This is a genomic window from Dactylosporangium sp. CA-152071, assembly GCF_050936335.1.
Taxonomy (GTDB): Bacteria; Actinomycetota; Actinomycetes; order Mycobacteriales; family Micromonosporaceae; genus Dactylosporangium; species Dactylosporangium maewongense.
In genome coordinates this window covers 1,738,728-1,763,419 of record NZ_JBNJMZ010000001.1, presented here as the reverse complement: position 1 = coordinate 1,763,419, position 24,692 = coordinate 1,738,728, and the positions used below count along the sequence as shown (strand labels likewise).

Below are 24,692 nucleotides of genomic sequence, written 5' to 3'. Positions count from 1 at the left end.
GTCTCGTCTGGGGCTGACATCGATGCATGAAGCGCCGACGCGGGTGTCAGGAGCGGTTGGGCTTGGCCTCGACCTTGGTAGTCACCGGAACGCGCGGCTTCGCGGTGAACGAGTTGAACCTGGCGCGTAGGTATTGGAGCTGGTCGAGCGCCTGCACCGACTCAGGCATCGTGGTGAGCAGATTCTCGTCGAGGTAGAGCGCGCGCAACGCGTGCAGGTTGCCGATCGAGTCGGGCAGCGAGCGCAATTTGTTGTACGACAGATCCAAGGTCTCCAGCTCGCGGAGCCGGCCGATTGAGTCGGGGACCGTCGCGAGTTCGTGGCCGGCGATGTTCATCCAGGTCAGTGCGGTGAGCTCGCCGATCGACTCAGGCAGGCTGGTCAGCCGACCGTTGCGGATGGCGAGCCGTGTCAGCCGGGTCAGTTCGCCGATCCAGCCGGGCACCTGGCTCACCGGGCCGGTGAAGTAGAGGTATTCGAGCGCGGTGCAGCTGCGCAGCTGCGCCGGGAACTCGGTGAACCGGTTGAATCCCAACGACAGCGTGGTCAGGTTGACGAGGTCGGCGAACGACGCCGGCAAGGCGGTGAGCTGGTTCGAGTTGAGATCCAGCCCGGTCAGGGAGGACAGCTTTCCGATCGATTCGGGCAGCGCGACGATCTCGTTGTCGCGCAGCTGGAGCGAGCGGAGACCGCCGAGGTCGCAGATCGTTTCCGGCAGCGCGTCGATCTCGTTGTCGTCGGCGCGAAGGTCGACGAGGGCGGCCAGCTCGCCGATGTTGTCGGGCAGCCGGGTCAGCTTGTTGCCGGTGACGCGAAGGGTGTGCAAGGAGCGTAGGTCCGCGCACCAGTCGGGCAGCGTCGTGAACGCATTGCGGTCGAGCCGCAGCGTGGTCAGTGCGGCGAGGTCGCGCATCCGGTCGGGCAGCGTCACCAGTTGGTTGCCACTGGCCGTGATGTGCTGGAGCGCGACCAGCTCGCCGATCTCGTCCGGCAGCGCGGTGAGCTGGTTGTTGTCGAGGCGTATGTCGGTCAGCGCGGTCAGCTCGCCGATCCAGGCCGGCAGCGCGGTCAGCCGGTTGCCGCTCAGGTCGAGTGTGGTGACCGTGGTGAGGTCTCGAATGGCCGGACGAAGCTTCGTGAGGCGGCGACCGGACAGGTCGAGGCGGGTGCCGCCGTTCGTGCGGGCGTCTTTGATGAGCTCATCTGTCGTGGGCACGCGCTGCCAACCGTTTCCGTTGAGGGTGGGGTGTTCGGCACCCTAGTAGCTCTCCGCAACCTCACATACGACAGTCGATCGTCACGGAACGCGATACCACCAGCAGAGGCGTTCGTCGTCGAGCGTGCGGCGTGACCGACCGGGCCCGGCCGCCCGCCGCAGCCCCGGACCGGGCTGGTAGCGGCGGTGCTCATGGAACGTGTGGCGGCCTACAGCGGCTGGGACGCGCGGCCCTTTCCGGGCTCCGACGGGGCCTCGCGGGTCCTGTGGTCCGCGGCCCGGCTGCTCGGCGCGTGGAGCGGTGAGGTCCGTGCCGAAGTGGCGCCGGGTGGTGGGCCGGTGGACGGCGTGGACACTCCCGATCAGTGGAGGCGGCGGCCAAGGCCGAAACCCAGCCTTGGCCGCCGCTGTCCTTGTTCAGCCGATGCCGGCGCGCGCAGTGGTGAGCCTGCCCAGCAGTTCGTGGGCGCGCACGGCGCGGTCGGCGTCCTCGCGGCGGACCTGTTCGATGAACGCCTCGACGTCGTCGTGGCCCTTGGCGTCGGCAGCGTACTTCGCGCACACCTGGCTGCCTTTGAGGGCGTGGTACTGGATACTTACGAGGTCGTAGACGATGTCATCGGCAGGGGTATGAGACTCGGCCATTGCACAACTCCTTGTCGTCTCCTTGCGTCGCTGGTTCCCTGATACCTACCCGCAGATCACCGACGAACCATCGGCACACGCCGGCGGAACAGCGAGGGGTGGCCCGGCACCGTTGGACTCCGACAGCTGTCCCTGGTTGACCCTGGTGGGCCCGGCACTGGTGGAGGTCACCGCCCGGTGCTGGTGTCCGGGGGTGGTGTGGTGAGCTGGGGCGGTTCGCTGGGTAGCTCGACGGGGAGCTCGGCGTGCAGGGCGGTCCCCGGGCCGGGTGGGCTGCTGATGGTGATGGTTCCGCCGAGGGCGTTGACTCGGTCGGTCAGCCCGAGCAGGCCAGTGCCGCGGGCTGGGTCGGCGCCGCCGATGCCGTCGTCGCGGACCGTCAGGTGCAGCCGGCCTGCCTCGAGCGTCACCTGAAGGTGAACGTGGGAGGCGTGGGCGTGCCTGGCGGCGTTCGTCAACGCCTCCGCAACGATGTGGTAGGCCGTCATCTCGACGGGTTCGGGGGGCCGGCGGTCGAGGCGCACGTCGAGCTCGACGGGCAGGCGGGAGCGGCGGGCGAGACGTTTGAGTGCGGGTCGCAGGCCAAGGTCGGACAGCAGTGTCGGGTGGATGCCGTAGGAGACGTCCCGCAGGTCGTCCAGGACCGCATTCAGGTTGTCCGTCACGGCGGACACGCGCTGGCGCAGCTGCGGCATTTCGGGCGGGATGTCCGAGGCGGTGCCGCCCGTCTCGATGGCGATCGCGATGAGCTGCTGGATGCGGTCGTGCAGGTGGCGTTCGATCTGGCGTCGGGCGTGGTCGGCGGCGGCGACCACGCGCACCCGGGAGGCTGCCAGATCGGTGCGGGCCCGAGTGTTGGCGATGGCGGTGGCGATCAGGTCGGTGCAGTCGGCGAGCCGCGCTTCGGCGTCGGGGGCCAGCGGCTGCTGGCGGGTCACGGTGGCGTTCACGACTCCCCACAGGCGTCCCTCGACGAAGATCGGGGCGCCGACCGCCGCGTGGACGTGATGCCGGCGCAGGTGGGCGGCGATCGGACCGGGAGCGTCGGCGTAGCTGTCCATCCGGGCTGCTCGCCCGGTCTGGCGGACCGTTGCCGTGACGCTGCGCCCGTCGAGGGACAGCCGTGTGCCGACCGGCAGTTCGATGTCGGCGGCTTGCCAGGCGCCGATCGCCGTTGCGGTGCCGTCCGGTTCGTACCGCACGATGTGCGCCCCGTCGCTGCCGATGAGTCCGCCGAGTTCGGTGGCGATGACGTCCAGGACCTCGGCCGGTGCGGCGCCGCGCGCCACGCGGGTCGCGATGCGCCGCACCGCGGTCTGTGTCTGGGCGGCGTGGACGAGGTCCCGTACGCGCTGGCGCACCGCGTCACCCATCGTGTTCAACGAGCGGGTGAGTTCACCGGCCTCGCCGGCGCCGGTCTCGGGGACGCGGGTGTCGAGCTCGCCGCGGGCGAGGTGGCCGGCCATGGTGGCCGCCCGGCGAACGGGCCGGACGACGACCCACGCCAGGTACTCCACGAGGATGACGCCGACCAGCACCGCACCTGCCATGCCCGCGGTGACCGCCGTCGCCGCGTGGCCGCCGGCCTGCTGGGCGTGTGTGGCGCGGTCGGTCGCCAGCTGCCGCTCCCTCGTGATGAGGTGGTCGAGTTCGGCTCGCAGTTCGGCGACTCGGCGCTCGTCGTCCTGCGCCGTGGCCGTGCTGTGCACGGCGGGGTCGCCGCGCTGCGCTGCCTGCAGCATCGGCGTGGCGTAGTCCCGGACGTAGGACTGGCTGTGCTGGGCGACCTGCCGGGCCTGCCGGGCCTGGTCCGGCGTTCGGGCCAACCGCTCCAGCCGGGCACTTGCGTGCGTGAGCGCGGCCTGCTCCTGCATCGATGCGTTGAGCAGGCCCGGGTCCTTGGTGGCGATGAAGCCACGCTCGGTCCGGTCCAGGTCGAGCAGGTGCTGCTCGACCTGCTGCTCAGCGACGACCATCTCCATGGAATGCGTCGACATGCGGTCCGTATCGCGGTGCTGCAGAATCGCGGCGAGCAGCGCGCTGAACACGCCGCCGAACACGAGGATGAGGACGACGAAGCTCACGACCATGCGAGGAATCAGCCCACCACACACGGCAACCTCCGATCCGGATCCGCGGCTCGGTCGCGGCCACACCGGCTACCCACTCCGTACGGCCCCGAACTGCAAGAGCCACGCAAACGGGCTACAGCCACTCAACGACAACTCGCAGGCGCCGCCGGGCGACGCATCGCCGATGTCCCGGGTACAAATTCCCCAGCTACGAATCTCCGGGCCACAACATCCCTGGCCGCTTGGGCCAACCGGCGCATTCCACCGTGCCGCGCGCATCCGTCATGAACACCCGCGGATGCCCCTGAGCACCCTGCGGAGGACGGTATTGTGGGATCAAGCCACCCCCAGGTAGCAGATGCCGAGCTGCCCGCGGCCAGCGCTATGTCATGAGCCTCACGTCCAGGCAAACCGCCATGGTCGTCTAGAACGCGGCAGCGTTCCCCAGCAGCACGGGGATCGGGGTGGCAATTGCATCAGCGCGGATGGTGAACGGACACGCATCCGAGCCATCTCGTTTCATTGTCCGCCCCGCCTCGTGCACCGACCACGGTCTCCGGGAAGTTGGGAACTGCGTCTGTTGGTTGGGTGATGCCGAGGGCGGTCAAGGGAGCCCTGGCCAGCCGCCGTGTCGCAGCCAATCCCGGACCGTGTCGTTCGCGGGCCGCCAGTACCGTGGCGGTCGTTGCCACGTCCTCCCCGGTCGCCCCGGACGAGCTCGTCCGGGTTGTGGGCTACTTCCGCGGCCGCGGGCCGCGGCTACCGCGGCTACGAGGTGCGGGTGTACGCGAGCGTCCACGCGTCGACCGGCTACCTCGCCGGGCCGGCCAAGCAGCGCGTGGCGGATGCGGTTGCGCAGGCGGCGGGTCTGCTCGTCGACGCTGACCTCGAGCCAGTACTTGAGCAGGATGATGCCGGAGTCGACGATGGCGCGGTTGTACCAGCTGCGGTCGAAGATCACGACGTCGCCGCGCCGGGTAGGTGCGGCAGGTAGCGTTGCAGGTACATCTGCGAGCGTTCCCGGTCGTCGGGTGCGGGTAGCGCGACGATCCGGAACACGCGGGGGCTGACCCGTTCGGTGTTGGCCTTGATCGTGCCGCCCTTTCCGGCGGTGTCGCGGCCCTCGAAGACGGCACAGATCTTGGTGCCGGTGGTCTTGACCCATTCCTGCATGGGCGACGAGCTCGCCGTGCAGGATGCGCAGGTCGCGCTGATACTGCTGGTCCTTCGTCCGGGACGGTGGCTGTTCGTCGCACTTCATGTCCTCTGCCTTTGAGCTCAGGTGGGCATCGGTGACTGGGCGGTCGCCGGTCCGGTGGCGGTATTGGTACTGGTGCGGTCGGGTCCGACGGCTCGGCGCGGGTCGGTGCCGGTCTGCCCGGCGCGGGCGCGGCGGATCGCTTTGGCGGTCTCGGCGACGGCGGGCAGCGCGAGAGCCAGGCCGAGGCAGGCCAGCCATTGCGTCCCGGTGAGCGGCTGGGTCAGCAGGGTGCGCTGGAGGAAGCCGACCCAGGTCGCCAGGATCAGCATCCCGATGGTGATGAGGCTGATCGCCGCGGCTTTGAGGATCGGCGGGCCGAGCCCGCTGGCCGGGTCGCGCCGGTTGATGACGGCGTTCGCGACGGTGCCGAGGCCCAGCACCACGAACGTCATCGTGAGCGACGCGCTCGGAGCGTCGGCACGTGGCTCGTCGGGACCCCAGAGGAGCGGGACGAGCGCGGCCAGGAACATCACTGCCGCGTAGGACAGCCAGGTCAGCTCGGCGGCGCGGTTGGTGATCGGCACCGCCGGGTCGCGTGGCGGCCGCCGCATGACCGCCGGGTCGCCGGGGTCGACCGCAATGATGATGACGCCGATCGCGGTGGCGAAGAACAGCAGGTAGAGCACCATCGCGGGGGTGAGCGCCTCGCCGCGGTTGAGGTTGCCGGCGGTCGCGGCGACGAACAGCATGACCAGCGCCAGCAGTTGCGTCATCTGAAACCGTATGTAGGCGACGATCTTCTCGTAGACGCGGCGGCCGATCTCGATGGCGTGCACGAGGGTGCCGAAGTTGTCGTCGGTGAGGATCATCCGCGCGGCCTGTTTGGTGACCGCGCTGCCGCTGCCCATGGCGACGCCGATGTCGGCCTGTTTCAGGGCGGCGGCGTCGTTGACCGCGTCGCCGGTCATCGCCACGACCAGCCCCTGACGTTGCAGGGACTGGGTCAGGCGGAGCTTGTCCTGCGGTGACACCCGCCCGAAGACGTGCAGCTGCGGCAGTCGGCGGGTCAGCTCGTCCTCGGGGAGTGCCTGCAGGTCCGGGCCGCTGATCGTGCCCGGTCCCAGGTGCAGCGTCTCGCCGATGGCCCGGGCTGTGGCGGCGTGGTCGCCGGTGATCATCCGGACGTCGATGCCGGCCTGCTGCGCGGTCCGTACCGCGGTCTTGGCCTCGGCGCGGAGCGGGTCGATGATGCCGACCATGCCGACGTGACCGAGCCGGTAGGTCAGCGTCATCGGGTCTGTGCGCATCGCCGGCTCCTCGTCGAGGTCCAGGAGCCGGGCGGCGAAGGCGAGCACCCGCAGGCCTTCGCCGCCCATCCGGTTGTTGGCGGCGTCGATGCCCGCGCGGGCCGCGCCGATCGGCTCCTGGCCGCCGTGCAGCGGTCCGCTGGCGTAGGCGCAACGGTCGAGGACCACGTCGGGTGCGCCCTTGACGAGCATGATGACCCGGTCGGTGCTGTCGACCTGGATGCGGTGGAAGGTGGCCATGAACTTGTAGCTGGAGTCGAACGGGACCTCGGCCAGCCGCGGGTAGGCGCGCCTGGTCTGCTCGGCGTTGACGCCGAGTTTGGCCGCGAGCACGACCAGCGCCGCCTCGGTGGGGTCGCCGATGACGCCGCCGTCGTCGGCGACGGTCGCGTCGCTGTCGAGTGCGAGGCCCAGCGCGAGCCCGGTGAAGTCGGGCGTGGGCGTGCCGGCGACGGATGTGATCCCGCCGGTCTTGCGGTAGCCCTCGCCGTCGACGGTGAACCAGGCGCCGTCGGCGTGGATGACCGAGACCATCATCTCGTTCATCGTCAGTGTGCCGGTTTTGTCCGTGTTGATGGTGCCGGTGGCGCCGAGCGTCTCGACGTCGGTGAGGTTCTTGACGACGGCCTCGGCCCCGGCGAGGTCCTTGGCGCCGTATGCGAGGAGCCCTGACACGAACGCCGGCAGGCCCGTCGGGATCGCCGAGATCGCCATCGCGGTGCCCAGCAGCACCACATCGTTGAGCGGCAGGCCCCGCAGCCAGCCGACGACGACGATGAACGCGACGGCGGTCCACGCGACGATGCCCAGTACCCGGGTGAGCGAGTCCAGCTCCCGTTGCAGCGGCGACCTGGTCCGGTGCACGGTGTTGAGCATCGTGGCGATGCGGCCCATCTCGGTGTGTATGCCGGTCGCGGTGACCGCCATCGCCGCCGTGCCGCGAGTGACGGACGTGCTCTGGAAGAGCATGTTGGACCGGTCGCCGAGTGCCACGTCCCCGCCGCTGGAGGCCGCGGTGAGGACGGCGCCGTCCTTGGCCACGGGTGCGCTCTCGCCGGTCAGCGCCGCCTCCTGGGTTTCCAGTGTCGCCGAGCGAAGGACCCTCCCGTCGGCCGGGACCAGGTCGCCGGCCTCGAGCTCGACGACGTCACCGGGGACCAGGTCGGCGGCGGGCACCACGATCACGGCGCCGTCGCGCACGACCCTGGCCTGCGGCACCTGCGTCGTGGCGAGCGCGTCGATGCTGGCCCTGGCCCGCAGCTCCTGCCGGGCGCCGAGCACGACGTTGAGCGCCACGAGCAGCCCGACGACGACCGTGGTCAGGAGCCCGCCGGACACCAGGCCGACCACGACCACGACGATGAGCATGAGGTTCATCGGGTCTCGTAGCTGCCGCAGCGCCACCGACCATGCGGACGGCGGTTGTTCACGCGGGATGCTGTTCGGTCCGTACGAGCTGAGCCGGGTGGCCGCCGCACCGTTGTCCAGCCCGCGCTCGGCGTCGCTGTCCAGTGCCGTCATCACCTCGCCCTGCGGCCTCGCGTACCACCGCGCCTCTGCCTGATCGATGGTGCTGGTCGCACCGGTCATCGCGGGCCCCCTTCGACGTCTCCTGCCGAACCTTCGCTGTCGCTCAGTCGTGGCCGGGGGACGCCGCGGCGGTACTGCGCTGACGCAGCTGGAATGCGAACGCCACCTCGGCGGCGCCGATGAGCAGGGCGCTGATCCCGGTCAGCAGGATCGTCACGCCAAGGGACAGGCCGGGCCAGAACACGAACGCCAGACCGACCAGCAGCGACACGGCGCCGATCGCGATCAGCGAGACACGGATCCTGCCGTGGGTGAGGAACGCGATGGCCAGTTCGGCGATGCCGCTGACCAGCCAGGCCAGGCCGATGATGCCGGCCAGGGCCGCCACACCGGTGGCCACGTGCTGCAGGCAGGCGATGCCGCCGACGATCAGCAGCGCACCGAGACCACCGAGCAGCACCCGCCGGCCGGTCGTCTGGTCGTGGGCGAACGCGCCGAAGATCCGGATCGCGCCGGCGACGAGCAGCCAGACCCCGACCAGCACACCCAGCAGGGACAGCGTCTTGGATGGCCACGCGAGGACCGCGATGCCGAACAGGATGGTGATCAGCCCGAGCCCGAGCATCTCCCGGAACGGTTCGACCGCCGCAGCAGGTTTGGCCGTGTCGTGTCGCCGGGTCTGCCGGTGATGCCATGGAAAGCTGGTCATGCCGCCTCCGTTCAACGTCCGCGGTTGTCCACCTTCGATACTCTGCGGCGGGCCGCTCGACCGCCTCACCCGGCCAGGTCGGTTCACCCGGGTCAGGGAACGGTGCCCGCATCGAGCCGCTGCCCGCGCACCGCTTCCACGACGACTCGGACCCCGGCGGGCACCTGGCCGTGCAGCGCGGTGAGGAGATCGCCGACCGGTGGCAGCGGTTGCGGTGCCAGGACGTCGATCACCGCGGTCCGCGAGGCGACGGTGACGTTGACGACCTCGGCGCCGGGCACGCCGGCGATCCACCGGCCGGCGGCCGTGGTGATGCGCTGGGTCCACCGGTCGACCTGCAGGTTGGCGGCGGTGTTCGCGCCCAGTGGGACGATCAGGATGACGAGCAGCACCATGATCGTCGCATAGCCGGCCCGCGGCCCACGGGTGACACCGCGTGTCTCCCGGGCGTAGCCGTAGGCGGCGAACACCATGGTGCCGGCCAGCACCAGCGACACCACGTTGGACGCGAACAGGACCAGCGCGCCGGCGGCGAGCGCGAACTCGCCCTGCCCGGCACAGACCCCGGCCACGGCGAGGGGCGGCACCAGCGAGATGGCGATCGCCACGCCCGGCAGTACGTCGCTGACGTCCCGCCGGGACAGCCCCACCGCGCCGGCGAATCCGGTCGCGACGGCGGCGACCAGGTCGGCGAGCCGCGGTGATGTGCGGCCCGACACCTGCGTGTTGGCGAGCAGGTTGGCGCTGCCTGGCACGGCGAGGGACGCGAGCACGCCGACGGCGACGACCGCGGCGAAGCCCAGGGTGACGAACCCGGCCGAGCGCAGTAGCAGCCGCCGCTCCCCGGTCACGATGCCCAGCGCCATGCCCATGATCGGCGTCGACAGCGGCGCGATGATCATCGCGCCGATCACCGTGGCGGTCGAGTCCGCGAGCACCCCCGCGCCGGCGATCACCGCAGAGATGAGCAGCATCGACCAGAACGCGGACTGCTTCGCCGAGCTGTCGCCCCGGGTCAGGTCGAGGTGGTCGGCCAGTGCGTCGATCGGCTTGCGTTGGCTGCGCGGCAGCAGCCCGGGCCACCACCCGCGGGCCTGCATGCCGTCGTTCATGGTGCCAGGCGGGTCATGCGCCGCTCATCGTCGCGAGCGGTGCGTCCTGGCCGACGCCGTTGCCGTGCGGGTGGTCGAGCTGGTGGTCGAGGTTGATGGCCGCGTTGATCAGGGACAGATGGCTGAACGCCTGCGGGAAGTTGCCGAGCTGCTCCCCGGTGAGGCCGACCTCCTCGGCGTAGAGGCCGAGCGGGTTGGCATACGTCTGCATCTTGTCGAAGACCAGCCGCGCCTGCGTGAGCCGCCCGGCGCAGGCGAGGGCCTCGACATACCAGAACGTGCACAGCGAGAACGTGCCCTCGTGCCCGCGCAGGCCGTCCGGCGACGCGCTCGGGTTATACCGGTAGACGAGACTGTCCGACACCAGCTCCCGATCCACGGCGTCCAATGTGGACAGCCACAGCGGGTCGGTCGGCGTGATGAACCCCGCCAGCGGCATCAGCAGCAACGAGGCGTCCATGACCTCGGAGCCGTAGTGCTGAGTGAAGCTGCGGGTGCGGTTGTTCCAGCCGCGTGCCATGAGCTGGTTGTAGACGGCATCACGGGCGGCGGTCCACCGGGCCAGGTTCGCGGGCCGGCCGCGGCGCGCGGCGAGCCGGATCGCCCGGTCGAGCGCCACCCAGCACTGGAACCGGCCGTAGATGAAGTCCTTGCGGCCGCCGCGGGTCTCCCAGATGCCCTCCTCGGGCTGATCCCAGTGCTCGCACAGCCAGTCGACGATGCCGGCGACACTCGTCCACCCGTCGTGGGCCATGCCTTGGCCCTGGGCGTCGGCCCGGTACAGCGCGTCGAGCGCCTCACCGTAGATGTCCAGCTGCAGCTGGTCGGCGGCGTCGTTGCCGATGCGGACCGGCTTCGACCCGCGCCAGCCCTCGAAATGCTCCAGGGTCTCCTCGGTCAGGTCGGACGAGCCGTCCACCCGGTACATCACCTTCAGCGGCCCCGACCGGCTGCCTTTGCTCTCCACCACACGGTCCTTGAGCCAGCGCCCGAACGCCGCCGCCTCATCCGTGTAGCCGAGACCGAGCAGCGCGTGCACCGAGAACGACCCGTCGCGGATCCAGGTGTAGCGGTAATCCCAGTTGCGTTCACCACCGGCGAGCTCCGGCAACCCGGCCGTCGGCGCCGCGACCGGTGCCCCGGTCGGCGCATAGGTGAGCAGCTTGAGGGTGATCGCGGACCGGGCGACCATCTCCCGCCACCGGCCGCGATAGGTCGACGCGTGCACCCAGTCCCGCCAGAACCGTGCGGTATCTTCGCCCAGACGCTCCAGCTCGGCCGTCGGCATCCGGGTCGGCCGGCCGCCCATCGACTCCAAGACGATCCCGGCGGTCTCACCCTCCCGCAACGACTTCGTGATGTGCAGATCATCGCCGCGACGCTGCACCTCGTTATTGCGCTGCGCCACGCCGACGGGATGCACCGTCAACTCCTGGCCCTCGGCGGAGAACACCGCGCCTTCGCTGGAGAGGTCGAGCTTGTGCGGCAGCCGGCCGTAGTCGAAACGGGGCCTGATGTCGATGGTGAACCGCATCGTGCCGCGGACCATCCGCACCATCCGCACCAGGCGGTGCCGGTCGGTGGCGACCGTCCCAGCGACCGGCATGAAGTCGGTGACCTCGCCGACACCGTCCGGGGTCATGAACCGGGTGATCAGCATCCCGGTGTCCGGGAGATAGAGCTGCCGACTCACGTAGTCCTCGGTGTCGGGCGCGATCCGGCAATGGCCGCCCCGCTCCACGTCCAGCAGCGAGGCGAACACGCTCGGCGAGTCGAACCGGGGACAGCACCACCAGTCCACCGTCCCGTCACCGCTGACCAGCGCGGCGGTCTGCAAGTCACCGATCAGCCCATGGTCGCCAATGTCCGGGTACCGATGCATGGCACACTCCCTCGTTGCCGGCCGCTCCCAGCACGGCCCTGATCCAGCCCGTCAACGCTGACCGGCGGTGGTTCCGCTCGCCTCGCCCGCCGGAGAGGACCTCTGGGGACTCACGCACCGGGGCGGGCGACGACTTCAGCCGCACCGCGAACCGTATTCGCCGCCGCCCGAGCTCTGAGCTGGAGGTATTCTTCGCCGCTGACCCACACAGCCGACGGAGGACTGCTCGATCGCTGCCCGCACCGGCGAGATCGGAGTCGATCCCGCCGGTGCGGTTCTCCGGGCCTGACTCTCTCTTGACGAATGCGATCAGCGGTGCAGCGGTGTCGTTCGATCTGGTCCAGGTCGCCGCGGCGCAGGGTGCCGGAGGTCTGGGAGTAATGTCACAGGTCGCTGTAGCGGATCATGACGGGGGTTTCGGTCAGGGTGAGCTCGGCGCCGCCAGCCAGGGGCTCCGTCGTGCCGTCGAGTCGGAGCAGCGCCTCCGCCGTGGCCTCGGCGTGCAGGCGTACCGAGCCGGTGTGGGTCCAGCGGATGACGGCGCGCCGGTTGCCGGCCGGGGTCGGCACGACGAACTCGCACTGCCACGCGTGCTGGGGCAGGCCGGCGGGCTGGCCGTGGCCGCAGGAGCGGATCTGCGCGCCGGCGAGCCAGCGCTGCAACTGCTGCACGGCGAGGGCGGCCTCGGTCGGCTCGCCCTCGTCGGCCTGCAGCACGATGGGGATCTTCGTGCCGCCCCAGTTGTAGAAGTACATGCGGTGCAGGTTCGTGGTGCGGGCGAGCAGCCCGACGAGGTAGAAGCGGACGGCGTAGTCGCGGGCGCGGGCCCGGTCGAGCTGGCCCTCCAGCGGGATGGCGTAGGTCGTGCCCGTGTTCCACAGCGGCGGGTGCAGGCCGGCCTCGTGGAAGAGCCGGTCGATCTGCGTGGTCAGCTCCAGCATCGTCTCCGGCGGGTCCTCCGGCGAGCGCTGGTGCAGCTTGACGGCGGCGGCGTGGCAGTACTCGTAGCCGCCGAGCCGGGCGAACTCCCGCAGCACCTGCTGGCCCTCGGCGCTCCACAGGTTGCCCATGCCCGGGCAGACCACGGTGGCGGCGGGATCGGTGGCGCGGATGATCGCGCTGCCCCGGCGGGTCATCTCGACCAGGGTTTCGACGCTGCCGGTGTACATCCGGGCGTCGTTGGCGAGCACCCACAGCTCGTAGGCGGCGATGCGGCCCTTGTACCGGCCGACCAGCGCGCTGACGTACGCGTCCCACACCGCCAGGTCGTCCGGCGGCGACGACTTCGCGTTGTCCGGGTAGACCGACCGCTTGCCGTTGGGCGCCGCCCAGGCCGGCGTGCCGCCCATCGTGTAGAGCACCGGCAGCCTGGCGGCGGCGGCCCCTTCGACGAGCCGGTCCAGGATCGTCCAGTCGAACCGGTCCCGCGCCGGGTTCACCCGCGACCAGCCCGTCTCGCTGTCCCACAGGCGCACCGCGCCGGTGGTGAACCCCGGCATGTGCCCGGTCGCGCTGTTGATCGTCACCCCGAAGTACTCCGGCGGGACCGGTCGCGCGGGCAGCGTCCAGCTCGGGCCGCTGATCCACTGCGGGGTCGCGCTCGGCGGCGCGGTCTGCGGCCGGTCTTCCCTGCCCCGCCACCACACCGCCGCGACCGCACCCGCCAGCACCAGCAGCGCCGCGGCCAGCCCGGCGTACAGGGCGAGGCGCCGCGGCACCGGTGCAACGGCGGCCTTCGACGAGGCGGCGGGTCCTGCGGTGGCGGCGGGTTCTGAGCCGGCGGCCGGGTCTGCGGTGGCGGCCGGGTCTTGTCGCGGGGCCGCGGCCCACAGCGGATAGAGCCGGTCGAGCTCGTCACGGTCCGCCCCGCACGCCGTGGCGATCCGCTCCACCGTGCCGAAGTCCTGCGGCACCGCCGCCCCGGCGACGAACCGGTGCACCGTCGACTTGCTCAGGTTCGTCTTCTGCCCGATGCGGGCATAGCTGAGCCCGCTGCGGTCCTTCAGCGCGGTCAGCAGCGCGGCAAGCTCGCCGGGACGGTGCGGCATCGCCGTCATCTCTCCAGGTGTCGGGGCGGGCTGCATCCTATCGGCCGTCCCAAGACCGCAGCATCCCCGCAGGTCAGCCCGTTTCCGCCGTCCCGCCGTCCCAGATCGGTCCCGGCATCTGGCGCCCGTACCGCGGCGTTGACAGACTGCCAGCGCGGTGGCCCGGACCGTTGGGGGAGCGGCGGTCCGGGCCGCCGGCGACGGTGACCGGATGCGAAACGGGGGCATCCGGTCACCGTCCGTCTCGAGCGCGGCATCGACGGGTTTGCACGCAAATTGCACGGGTGCTGAAACCGGAGGCGGCCACGCCGGCGGCGCAAGCTGCAGTGTGCGTCCGAGACTTCGAGGACCATCATTTTGCGACAGTTTCTGCACGCCGCCGTCGCAGCGCTGCTGGCCCTCGGCGCGGGGCTGGTGGTGCCGGCGGTCCCGGCACATGCGGCGCTGAACTGCAACGTCCCCGACCCGCCGCCGAAGTGCGAGGACCCGCCCGAGCCGATCGACCCGTCAGGCGCGCTGACCGGGGCGACCCGGGTGCCCGCCGGGGTGAGGGTCGTCGGGTGGGCCACCCACCCGGACCGGCGTCCGGTGACGATCAGTGTCCTGGTCGTCGGCGCCTTCGTCGGCACGGTGACCACCGGTACGAGTGGGGGCTTCACCGGGACGGTGCCGGCGCGGGCCGGAGACCGGGTGTGCGCCGTCGCGCACAACACGGGCCCGATCGTCGGGAGCGCCGACATCAGCTGAATCGCGCTCGCCGTCGCGGGCGACCCGGTCGGCGCGGTCGACCAGTTCGACCGGTCCGGGACCGACCTGGTCCTGAAGGGCTGGGCGGTCGACGGCGACACGACCGGCGCGCTGGATCTGCACGTGTACCAGGACGGCGCCTTCACCGGTTCGGCCCGGGCCGACGGTCCGCTGGCCGTGCCGCCGGCCGGGTACCCGGAGTACGGCACCGCACACGGGTACACGTTCCGGATCCCGGAGCGGGGGGACGGGGCGCACACGATCTGCGTCTACGCCCTCAACGTCGGCGCGGGCAGCGTCAACACGCAGCTGGGGTGCTGGCAGTACACCGTGAAGCACGAGCCGTTCGGCGCGCTGGACGGCGTGACGCGGACCGGCGACAAGCTGCGCGTGTGGGGCTGGTCGGTCGACCCGGACGAGCCGCGGACCCCGACCGACGTGCACCTCTACGACAGCGGCGGGTACGTCGGTGCCTTCACCGCGAACGGGAACCGGCCCGACCTGCCCGCCGAGTACGGCGCGGCGCACGGCTACGACCTGACCCTGCCGGCGAACATGGCGACGGGCGACCACTCGTTCTGCGCGTACGCGATCAACCGCTCGTACGGCAGCACCAACACCCTGCTCGGGTGCCGGCCCTACCACGTGCCGGCGCCGGTCGTCGCCCCGACGATCCTGGCGTTTCAGGACTGGGGCCTGACCTCCAAGGCGGTCGACCTGGAGTGGACGGACAACTCGGGCAGCGAGACCGGCTACCGCGTCGACCGGTCGGTTGCCGGCGGGGCGTGGCAGGAGGTCTGGCGCGGCCACCCCAACGCTTGCAGGAGCACCTTCCCAAGTCGAAGGTGGTCAAGGCCTTCAACCACATCGGCGCGCCGACATCACGACCGACGGTTCCCCGTCCGGCGCGCCGGGCCGGCGCGCCCTGGTGGTGTCGTCGGACCATCCCGACGCGGCCGACTTCGCCAGGGACCTCTACGACCGGATCGGCTTCGACACGGTCGACGTCAGCCCGCTGAGCGAGTCGTGGCGCGTCGAGCGCGACCGGCCGGCTTATGTCGTCAAGCAGACGAAGGCCGAGCTGGAGGCGAACCTCGCGAAGGCGACCCGCACGGTCTGAACGCAGCCGAACGGCCCGGACCGGGCCGCCGCCGTGCTGGGGCGGCCCGGGGACGGCGCGTCAGCGTGTCTTCGGCAGGTCGAACTGGTCGGCCCGTTGGCAGTCGCTCGAGCCGCCGATGCCGGACGAGCCCACGCGGTCCAGGGCGTCGCGGGCGTTTTCGCGGCCGAGGTTCCAGCCGTACCACGGGTCCGGCTCGTCCAGGTCGTCGACGATCCAGCTCAGCGCGCAGCGACGGACCGAGTCCGGGAGGGTTGACAGGGCCGGGGTGGCGTCGGAGGACAGGGCGCGCAGGTACCAGGCGTCGATCTTGCCGGTCTCCTGGTAGCGCGCGATGTTGCGGCGGGCCGCGTAGTCCTCCGGGTTGAGCACCGCGAGGGTGAGCAGCATGATGACCGCGAGACCGACGGTCGCCGACGGGATCCAGGTGCCGCGCCACCGGATGCCGGCCACCATGATCATGATGAAGACGGTGCCGAGGAGCAGCTCGAACGCCATCACGAAGATGCGCTCGCCGGTGAAGCTGTAGACCTTCTGGTAGGCGTACATGCGGGACAAAGCCGACACCACGATCACGATGCTCAGCGACGAGAGCAGGCCGAGCAGCGTGCGCAGCAGGATGCGGTCGACCCGGTCCTCGCGGCTGGCCCAGCGGGTCACGCCGCCCAGCACGGCGATCGTCAGCACGGTGACGGTCGCCAGCTGCCAGAAGCCGCTGCGGGCGTATTCGGCGTAGCTGAGGCCGGCGGTCTGCAGCACGTGGTGCTGGCCGCCGAACAGGACGGTGGCCTGCACGACGACGAATCCGCTGTACAGCAGGACCAGCGCCCCGATCGGCAGCCCCCACTCCAGGCGGCGCAGCCGCACGGTGCCCGGCTTGTCGATGGTGGACAGGTCCGGCGGTGCGGCGACGGTGTAGACGGCCGCGACGGCGATCAGCGCGCACAGGATGAACAGGAACACGCGGCCGACGCTGACCGTCGGCACGACGGCGGAGAGTACCTGCGAGAACGCGGCGTCGGCGGAGGAGAGCAGCGCGCCGAAGACCAGCACGAACAGGACAGTGATGATGACCGACCAGGCGACGCGCTGGGTGTGGCGGGGCTTGCCGTGCCGGTCGCCGGTGGCGCTGAGGTGCTTGGCCACCCACGGGATGCCGCGCAAGGCCGCGAACGGCGCCGCCACGAGGCTGAACAGTATGGAGCGGACGCGTTGGCCGCCGACGATGGCCAGGGCGGCGCAGCCGAGCGCTCCCAGCACACAGAACGTGACGAGCCACCAGGCGTTGCGGAACGCCAGCACCGACAGCAGGACGACCGCGGAGCCGGCCCAGACAGCCCGCATCGCCCGGTCGGCCTTCGGCAGCGCTGCGGCGGCCGGCCAGATGCCGGCGATGACGGCGGCGACGAGCGCGAACCCGCCGAGGAACCAGCCGATGCCGACCCGCGTGCCGGGCAGGACGATCGCGGCGACGAGTCCGCCGGCGAGCACGGCGACCGGTACGCGCCAGCCGCTCGCGGGCTCCGGCCCGGGCCAACGTGCTTCCAGGAACCCGGGCGGCAGCGGTCGCGGCGGCCCCATGACCCGCGGAACAGTCTGATAGGGCCGGAACGTGGGCACCACAGGATGCGGCGGGAAGGGCGCGCCAGACGGCGGCGCGAAGGGCCGTGTTCCCGGCTGGTGCTGCACCAGCGGCGGTGCGACAGCCTCCTCGTCTTGTTCCTTGTCTTCTTCGAGCTCGTCGTCGGGCAGTTCCTCAACAGGCGCGGCGGCTGTGGCCACAACGGGCGTGACTGGCACGGCCGCGACGGGCGTGACTGGCTCGGGCTCAACGGGCGCGGCCGTCATGCCCTCGACAGGCTTGACCGCCGCGCCCGGGACCAGCGGCACGAACACGGCGAATCCCGGGGTTCCCGCGGGAATCGTCACCGGAATCGCCCACGTCGTCTGCCCCTCGGCGGTGCCGGGCCAGGCGACCGGCTGTGGCCGTCCATCGCCGCCGGGCATGACCAGCAGATACGGTACGGCCACGGGCGGTTGGACGGTTGGATCGATTTCGTCGGGTACGGCGTCGGTCATTGGGTAGCTCCACGTGTCGGTGGACAGTTGCCGGACCACGCCCGTGCTCACCGTCCGTCGCCGTCCCGCCGATGAGCCCAGATCGGCGGGTTGTCACGAATAGTGACGGCGCGTAACACGGCAGTGCGGAGATGGCGGGGCGTGGCGCCAACTGGCGCTTTGGTCCGGACCGGATTTTCCCTGCATGGCCCGGCGGCAGGGATCATGGCACGGCGGCGCGGCCGCGGACCAGCCCGTGGCGCACACCTGGGACGGTGGGACGTTGCACCACCGCCCACCTGCGAAAACGCGGCTTCCCGGGACGAGGCGCCGGGCAGTCCAGTGCGGAGAACCGGCGGTGTGCGCCAGCAGCCCGACGATGCTCCGCTGTGAGGCGGGCAGGGTGAGGCGCTGGAAGAACTGCCACATCAGGGTGTTGGCGCCGATCTCCCGGGTGGTGGTGCCGTTGCCGGGGAAGGCGGCCGGGGTGCCGGGCCCGGTGTGGCCGCCGTCACTGATCGTGTACAGAACGGTGTCGGCGGCGCAGTTCGGGTAGCTGGTCCTCGTCACGTGGGTGGTGACGGAGACGGCGGCCGGGCCCGAGGTGCAGCGGTTGATCGCCGCCCAGCGGGCCTGGGCGCCCGGGATCGGGTAGCGCCAGACGTCGCCGCCGCCCTGGTAGGGGTTGGTGGCGTCCTGCTGGCCGCGGAAGGTGATGACCGGGACCGGACGGGCCGGGGCGCACGACGACGGGTCGGGCTGGGCGGGGTTCCGCAGGTCGGGGGCCGGCGCGCAGGCCGGCGACCGGGGCGATGGCGGCGACCTGGTGCGGCCGGGCGCAGGCGGCGGCCGACGTCATCCGGCCGCCGCCGGAGTACCAGGTGCCGTAGACGCGGGTCGGGACGGCGCACAGCGCGGAGGTCGCGGTGGTGAGAACGGCGACGATGGTCATTGCCACGCATGCGACGTCACGCCGCCCGTGGGGCCGTGCGGGGCTGGCGGACTCATGGGGTCGTCGCCATGCGGCGGGCGCGGCACAGCACGATCGCCGAGTAGCCGTGGGCGGTGTCCTGGCCGGTCCGGTGGACCTCGATGGTGCCGTCGAGCGGGGCGAACTCGGGCTGGAGCACCTCGTGGATGTCGTGTTCGTCGATGTCGGCGCCGGGGAAGGTGTGGCCCGCCACGGTGTAGCCGCGGCAGCGGCGCAGGGCCGCGGTGACGAACAGGCCACCGGGCTCTACCAGGCCGGTGATGTGGCGCATGAACAACCGCCACGTGGTCCGGTCGGCTGTGGCAGAGTCCGCGCAGTACGGGCTGATCACGGTGGCGTACGTGCGGCCGAGCGGGCGGGGATGGCGGGCATCGACCCGTACCAGCGATGTGATCTTGCTTCTCGTCAGGTCTTCACGTGCGGCGAGCTCCTCGTCGGACGGATCGGCGATGCCCTCGCACTCCAGGGTGTAGCGGACGAACGGGCGCCAGTCGTGGGCGCCGGGCTCGCGGTCGAGCCAGCGCTGGATCTCGGTGAGGTTGGCCGGGAGGTAGTCGCCGAGGTGGATCTCCGAGGCGATCTCGGCCGCGGCGAACACGTGGTGGAGGGTGGGCCCGGTGCCGAAGAACAGCACGGGGCGGTCGCGTTCGGCGTGGCGGACCGCGGCGACCAGGAAGGCGATGGTGGCGACCTCGTCCGGCTCGACGGTGCGGTAGTAGCCGGTCAGGTAGTGTGCCGGCACCCAGTCGATGTCGAAGGACGCGTACCGGCGGCGGCCGAGGAAGGCGCGGGTAAGCCGGGCCAGGCCGTACTCGTACGCCCCGGCGGCGAGGTTCGCGCCCGCCAGGAAGACCACGGCGTCGTGGGTGCCGACGGTGTCGCTGAGCGCGGCGGTGCCGAACGCACCCGCGTAGTACGGCACCTCCGCCGCGACCTGCGTGCCGGCGTAGCCGATCGCCGCCGCCAGCCGCGGCGCGCGGGCGCTGGTCGTGACGCGTCGGGTGAGGTCGTGAGCGGCCTTGGAGATGACGTTGGTACTGGTGCCGGTGCGCGCCAGCAACGACCAGTTCGCCACCAGGTTGGTGCGCAGTCCGAGCCCCCAGGCCACATAGCTGCCCGCGAGCAGCGCCACCGCCCAGGGCGGGGCGACGTCGTCGAGCAGACCCGACGCGACCAGGGCGACGCCGGCTGCGGCCGCCCAGACGTCCAGCGCGTAGTTCGACACCACGGTCGCGGCGATGCTGGCAGTCCATCCGCTCATCGGGACACCGAGACGCCGGCCTCGCGGTCCGTGAGCCGTCCCGTGCGGTGCAGCCAGCGGATCGTGTCGCCGTACGTCTCGATCAGCGAGCGCGGTTTGATGCCGAGCTCCTCGCGGGCGCGGGAGTCGTCGCAGCGGGTTGCCGCACGGATGAGAACCACCCCTTCATGGTCGGCCGGGAGGTGGAACGGGGTGATGCGCTGGAGGGCGGACATGCTCCAGGTCAGCGGCAGCATGGCGGCGGACGGGACGACGAGGCACGGCAGGCGGCGGCCGGTCAGCGCCCGCAGGGCGGCGTACATGGTCTCGCCGTCGGCGAACTGGCCCGGGACCAGGTAGCGGCGCGGTTCGGACCGGGTCGTGAAGACGGCGGCGTGCACGGCGGCGACGTCGCGGACATCGACGACCTGCAGGCCGCCGCTGGGCCATACCGGGTACCGCCCGCGCAGCATGTCCCGCAGCCGGCGGGTCTGGTCGCCGAAGTGCGGGTCGTCCGGGCCGAGGACCGCGCCCGGCTGCACGATCACCACCGGTGCGCCCGCGTCCTGCAGCTCGCGGGCGACGGCCTCGGACCTGACCTTCGACTGGATGTACGTCCCCGGTGTGCTCGACAGCGGAGCGTCCGGGCTGACGGTGGCTCCCCGCCGTAGCAGCGCGACGATGCTGGAGACGTGCACGACCGGGTCGCAGCCGGCCTCGACGGCGCCTCGGAGCACCGTCTGCGCAGCGGCGAGGTTGGTCCGCGCGATCGCCGGTCGGGCGCGGGCGTCCAGGTCGTACACGGCGGCGGCGTGCAGGACCGCGTCGCAGCCCTGCAGCGCGCGGGCGACGGTGCCGGGGTCGGTGACGTCGCCGACGATGTGCTCCACGACCGTGTGCACGCCGAGCGGTTCCAGGGCCGGGGCGATGCGGGCGGGCGAGCGGACGAGGAGCCGGACGTCGTGGCCCGCGGCGATGAGCGCCGCCACGCTGTGCGAACCGACGAAGCCGGTCCCTCCGGTGACAAGGATCTTCATGTCGTCGGCCCCTTCTTCGATGATGGCGACGTCGAGGCGAGGATGGAGCCGGGTGGTGTTCACTTTCCAGGTCAGATAGTTGTTATTCGCTGTCCAATCCGAACCGCGGCGGTGGAGAGTTCAGGTGGAGGTGACGACGTGTCGATGTCTCTCGGCGAGGTGCTCGAGTCCGCCCGGCGGCAGCGGTTCGTAGGACGCCGGGCCGAGCTCGCGGCGTTCGACGCCGCCGTCGGCGGGCGCTCGGCGCGGCGGGTGCTGTTCGTGCACGGCCAGGGCGGCATCGGCAAGACCACGCTGCTGGCGGAGCTGGGCGCCCGGGCGCGTGCGGCGGGCCGGACCGTGGTCCACGTCGACGGGCGGGACCTCGACCCCTCCCCGGACGGGCTGCTGTCGGCCATCGGGCGGCCCCTGCCCGCCGCCGCGGTCCTGCTCGTGGACGGCTACGAGCAGCTCGCCCCGATCGACGGGTGGTTGCGTGAGCAGTTCATACCGGGTCTGAGCGCCGACACTGTGGTCGTCCTGGCCGGCCGGGAGCCGCCGGCCGCGCCTTGGCGCTCCGATGCCGGGTGGCGAGCGCTGATGACGGTGTGCCGTCTGGAGCCCGTCGGTCCCGACGAGGCCGCGCAGCTGCTGGTGCACGCCGGTGTTGAGGCGTCCGTGCTGCCCCACCTGACCGCGCTGGGCGCCGGGCATCCGCTGACCCTGGCGCTGCTGGCCGATCTGGCGACCCGAGGGCAGGTGCCCGACACCCTCGCCGACGCGCCGGATCTGATCTCCACCCTGTTGCAGTCGTTCGTGGGCGAGGTTCCGACCCAGCCCCAGCTGATCGGCTTGGCCACCTGCGCGATCGCCTGGTCGACCACCGAGGACCTGCTCGCCCGGACGGTCGGCGCCGACGCCCCCGCGGTGTGGCAGTGGCTGGCCCGGCTGCCGTTCGTCACCAGCAGCCCCAGCGGGCTGTCGGTCCACGACCTGGCCCGTGACGTGCTCAACGCCGAGTTCCAGCGTCGCCTGCCCGAGCAGTACCGCACTTATCAGCGCCTCGTCTTCGACCACGCGGTCGCCGCCCTGCGCACCGCGAGCGGCCGGTACGGGCAACCGGAGGCGCACCACCTCTTCTTCATCCACCGCCACGGCCCGTTCGGCGAAGTGATCGCGGCGCTGCGGACGCAGGGGTCGGCGGCAGTGGTACCGGCCCGGCCCGACGAGCACGACCAGGTATGCGCCACCATCGAACGGTTCGAGGGACCGCTCAGCGCCGGCCTCGCCCGCGCCTGGCTGTCCGAGCAGCCCGAGCGACTGTCCGTGGTCCGCACCGGCGATCGCGTCGCCGGCTTCGCCCACCACGTGCTGTGCCCCAGCGGCTCCCCGCTCGAGGACCGCGACCCGGTCGTGCGCGCCGTGCTGGACCACGTCGCGCGGGAGAGCCCGATCCGCCCGGGCGAGCACGTGCTGATCAACCGCTTCGCCGCCGGGGTCCGTGACCACCAGCACGACCCGTACATGGTGGTGGCCGGCCCGGTGTCCAGCATCATCGAGTGGCTCACCCGCCCACTGGCCTGGTCATTCGTGGTCGTGGTCGACGAGGCGTTCTGGGCGCCGAAGTTCGACTACATCGCTTTCGCACCCATGGTCCGCATCGAGGTCGGCGGCCTGCCCCACGTCGCCTTCGGCATCGACTGGCGCCGCCTGCCGGTCGGGGCGTGGCTGGACCTCATGTACGAACGCGGCCACACGGGCGGCACGGGTCGTGCACCGGCTGCCCTGCTGCGGCCGCCGCCATTGTCCCGCGCCCGCTTCGACGCCTCCGTCCGGACTGCCCTGCAGTCCCTGCACCGTCCCGAGCAGCTCGCGGTCAATCCGCTGCTCGGCACGGCCCTGGGCACGGACGCCACCCAACTGCGCGCCACGATCGAGGATGCCGTCGGCCGGGTCGGCGACCTCCCGAAGGGCCACCAGCTCCAGGCCGTGCTGCACCGCACCTACGTCCGCCCGGCGCCGACGCAGGAGGCGGCGGCCGAGGTGCTCGGCCTGCCGCTGAGCACGTATCGCCGGTATCTGGCGAAGGCCGTCGATCACCTGACCGACATCCTGTGGACGATCGAGATCGGCGGGCGCACCGGGTAGGGCCGTCGTCGAGCTGGTTGGGATCCGTCCGTGCCGGCTGGTCGAGATCTTGAGAGGCGCTGCCCAGGTTTGAGCCCGGGATGCGCGGCGGGTTCCCGGCTTCTGACTTTGCCTGGAGGGGACCGTCCTCCCGGCGATCGACTTCAGGCGGGCATGTCAGGAGTCCGGACACGCCCAGGCGGCACTGACCCGCCGACGCTTCCCGCTGCAGGCGCGGGGGCGTGTCCTCTACGACGTGCCCGAGGCGTTGCCACACGCCTTCGGGGTGGAGCTGGTCCGTCCCCAGGAGCAGTCAAGGGCGACAGACATTTAGGTCCCTTCGGTGGTTGCCCGAAGCAGTTGACTGTCGCGTGTGCCCGTGCGGGCCGGCGTTGCGGCCGTAACGAAGGCGAGCAGGTGCTGCGGGCTGGCCAGTAGTGGGACAAAGCCGAGTTCGGCGGCGCCGACAAGGGTCGCGTCGTCGCCCAGAGCCGAGGTGCGCAGTCGTACCCGCTCGCGGGCCACCGGCAGAACGTTGATCGCGATCCGGGCACGCACCTGCGCCGACGCGGCTGGGTAGACGTCGCGCAGCATCCCGCCGAAGATCACCATGGCCGGGTTGAACAAGTTGATGAGATTGGCCACGCCGATGCCGAGCCAGTCCCCGATGCGCCGCACCGATTCCAGCGCGGCCGGATCGCCCCGGTCGGCGTCATCGACCACAGCCCGTACGGCGTCGCGGCCGAACTGCGTGGCGGGCCTGCCTGCGGTGTCGAGCAGGGCTCGTTCGCCCACCTCAGCCTCGAAACAACCCCGCGAGCCGCAACCACACGCCCGCCCGTCGTACGGGTTGATCACCATGTGGCCCACCTCGCAGCCGTAGCCGCCATCTCCATCGAGCAACTTGCCCCCGACGATGATCCCGCCCCCCACGCCCACATCGCCGTGCAGATAGATCAGGTTCTGCAGGCCGATGCCGACACCGCGCTGCTGTTCGGCCAGGGCGCCCAGGTGTGCCTCGTTACCCACAGCCACCGGTAGGCCCAGTCCGAGCCGCCGGGAGAGTTCGGCGCCGAATGCCTGGTCCACCCAACCCAGGTCAGGGCCGAAGCGCACCATGCCGTCATCGGGCCGGATCATGCCGCAGTACGATGCGCCGATCCCGACGCAGGCCGAACTGGCCGGCGCAGAGCGGTGCAACCGACGGCCGAAGCGGGCCAACACGTCCACGACCCAGTCAAGATCAGCACCGGCCCGTGGTCGTACCGCCTCGAGCCGGTCGAGTACGGTCCCGCCCAGATCCACCCTGGCCGCAGTCACCCGGTCCACGGCGACATCGAAGGCCAGCACGTGTACCCGGTTGGGCTCGGGGCGCACCACCAACGACGGGCGCCCACGCCGTCCGGCGCCGGCCGGCGTCTCCTCTCGGACCAAGCCGATAGCGATCAGCTCGGCCGTCAGCGCCATGATGGTGCTGCGGTTCAAGCCCATCCGCTCGGCCAACGCTGCACGGGAGACCGCGCCGTCCAGATGGACGTGCCGCAACAGGATGCCGAGGTTGGGCGATGGATCCTGCAGAACCACGCGAACCTCCGACATCGGCTCGGATGTGCCAACAGTCGAGCCCGGAAACAGGACCGGCGGGCGCCGTAGTCCAAGGCCACAGCGTAC

General features: G+C 71.3%; 16 protein-coding genes. 3 read left to right on the top strand and 13 right to left on the bottom strand.

Annotated features, from left to right (window positions below):
- Positions 1-46 precede the first annotated feature (46 nt).
- The 9 genes from ACQEVZ_RS07520 to ACQEVZ_RS07480 all read right to left on the bottom strand — a co-directional run bounded on the left by ACQEVZ_RS07520 (position 47) and on the right by ACQEVZ_RS07480 (position 13,722).
- Positions 47-1,216: a leucine-rich repeat domain-containing protein gene (locus tag ACQEVZ_RS07520; protein ID WP_433363112.1), complete on the bottom strand. Its 1,170-nt coding sequence runs from the start codon at positions 1,214-1,216 to the stop codon at positions 47-49.
- Between the two features lie 417 nt (positions 1,217-1,633).
- Entirely contained in the window at positions 1,634-1,861 is a 228-nt protein-coding gene (locus tag ACQEVZ_RS07515; protein ID WP_433363109.1) for a hypothetical protein, read from the bottom strand.
- 167 nt (positions 1,862-2,028) lie between these two features.
- Complete coding sequence (locus tag ACQEVZ_RS07510) at positions 2,029-3,951, bottom strand: HAMP domain-containing protein (RefSeq protein WP_433363106.1); 1,923 nt, start codon at positions 3,949-3,951, stop codon at positions 2,029-2,031.
- A gap of 939 nt (positions 3,952-4,890) precedes the next feature.
- The gene (locus ACQEVZ_RS07505) at positions 4,891-5,106 is read right to left on the bottom strand and encodes a hypothetical protein (protein ID WP_433363103.1); all 216 of its coding nucleotides are present in this window, start codon (positions 5,104-5,106) and stop codon (positions 4,891-4,893) included.
- A gap of 105 nt (positions 5,107-5,211) precedes the next feature.
- Positions 5,212-8,031, bottom strand: a complete 2,820-nt coding sequence (locus ACQEVZ_RS07500) for a cation-translocating P-type ATPase (protein ID WP_433363100.1) — start codon at positions 8,029-8,031, stop codon at positions 5,212-5,214.
- 43 nt (positions 8,032-8,074) lie between these two features.
- Positions 8,075-8,680, bottom strand: a complete 606-nt coding sequence (locus ACQEVZ_RS07495; RefSeq protein ID WP_433363097.1) for an HdeD family acid-resistance protein — start codon at positions 8,678-8,680, stop codon at positions 8,075-8,077.
- A gap of 92 nt (positions 8,681-8,772) precedes the next feature.
- Complete coding sequence (locus ACQEVZ_RS07490) at positions 8,773-9,792, bottom strand: TIGR00341 family protein (RefSeq protein WP_433363094.1); 1,020 nt, start codon at positions 9,790-9,792, stop codon at positions 8,773-8,775.
- A 13-nt stretch (positions 9,793-9,805) separates the two neighbouring features.
- Positions 9,806-11,674, bottom strand: a complete 1,869-nt coding sequence (locus tag ACQEVZ_RS07485) for a glycoside hydrolase family 15 protein (protein WP_433363092.1) — start codon at positions 11,672-11,674, stop codon at positions 9,806-9,808.
- Between the two features lie 383 nt (positions 11,675-12,057).
- Positions 12,058-13,722, bottom strand: a complete 1,665-nt coding sequence (locus ACQEVZ_RS07480) for a helix-turn-helix domain-containing protein (protein WP_433363089.1) — start codon at positions 13,720-13,722, stop codon at positions 12,058-12,060.
- A gap of 357 nt (positions 13,723-14,079) precedes the next feature.
- Here ACQEVZ_RS07480 and ACQEVZ_RS07475 point away from each other — a divergent pair, with 357 nt between their 5' ends.
- Both ACQEVZ_RS07475 and ACQEVZ_RS07470 read left to right on the top strand, forming a co-directional pair.
- On the top strand, positions 14,080-14,469 hold the full coding sequence (locus ACQEVZ_RS07475) for a hypothetical protein (RefSeq protein WP_433363087.1): 390 nt from the start codon (positions 14,080-14,082) through the stop codon (positions 14,467-14,469).
- Positions 14,470-15,400: 931 nt separating this feature from the next.
- A complete protein-coding gene (locus ACQEVZ_RS07470; RefSeq protein ID WP_433363084.1) occupies positions 15,401-15,589 on the top strand; it encodes a hypothetical protein in 189 nt (62 codons plus the stop codon).
- 60 nt (positions 15,590-15,649) lie between these two features.
- On the opposite strand, the gene ACQEVZ_RS07465 is transcribed toward ACQEVZ_RS07470, so the two are convergent.
- The 3 genes from ACQEVZ_RS07465 to ACQEVZ_RS07455 all read right to left on the bottom strand — a co-directional run bounded on the left by ACQEVZ_RS07465 (position 15,650) and on the right by ACQEVZ_RS07455 (position 20,915).
- Positions 15,650-17,620: a DUF4153 domain-containing protein gene (locus tag ACQEVZ_RS07465; RefSeq protein ID WP_433363081.1), complete on the bottom strand. Its 1,971-nt coding sequence runs from the start codon at positions 17,618-17,620 to the stop codon at positions 15,650-15,652.
- 1,031 nt (positions 17,621-18,651) lie between these two features.
- The gene (gene gntF, locus ACQEVZ_RS07460) at positions 18,652-19,899 is read right to left on the bottom strand and encodes a guanitoxin biosynthesis pre-guanitoxin forming N-methyltransferase GntF (protein ID WP_433363078.1); all 1,248 of its coding nucleotides are present in this window, start codon (positions 19,897-19,899) and stop codon (positions 18,652-18,654) included.
- Positions 19,896-20,915 (bottom strand): NAD-dependent epimerase/dehydratase family protein, encoded by a 1,020-nt coding sequence (locus ACQEVZ_RS07455; RefSeq protein WP_433363075.1) that lies wholly within the window; start codon positions 20,913-20,915, stop codon positions 19,896-19,898. The genes gntF and ACQEVZ_RS07455 overlap by 4 nt, the downstream gene beginning before the upstream one ends.
- A gap of 144 nt (positions 20,916-21,059) precedes the next feature.
- Here ACQEVZ_RS07455 and ACQEVZ_RS07450 point away from each other — a divergent pair, with 144 nt between their 5' ends.
- Complete coding sequence (locus tag ACQEVZ_RS07450) at positions 21,060-23,042, top strand: ATP-binding protein (RefSeq protein ID WP_433376670.1); 1,983 nt, start codon at positions 21,060-21,062, stop codon at positions 23,040-23,042.
- A 309-nt stretch (positions 23,043-23,351) separates the two neighbouring features.
- Here ACQEVZ_RS07450 and ACQEVZ_RS07445 read toward each other — a convergent pair whose 3' ends face one another.
- Entirely contained in the window at positions 23,352-24,620 is a 1,269-nt protein-coding gene (locus ACQEVZ_RS07445; protein ID WP_433363072.1) for an ROK family transcriptional regulator, read from the bottom strand.
- Between the last annotated feature and the right edge of the window lie 72 nt (positions 24,621-24,692).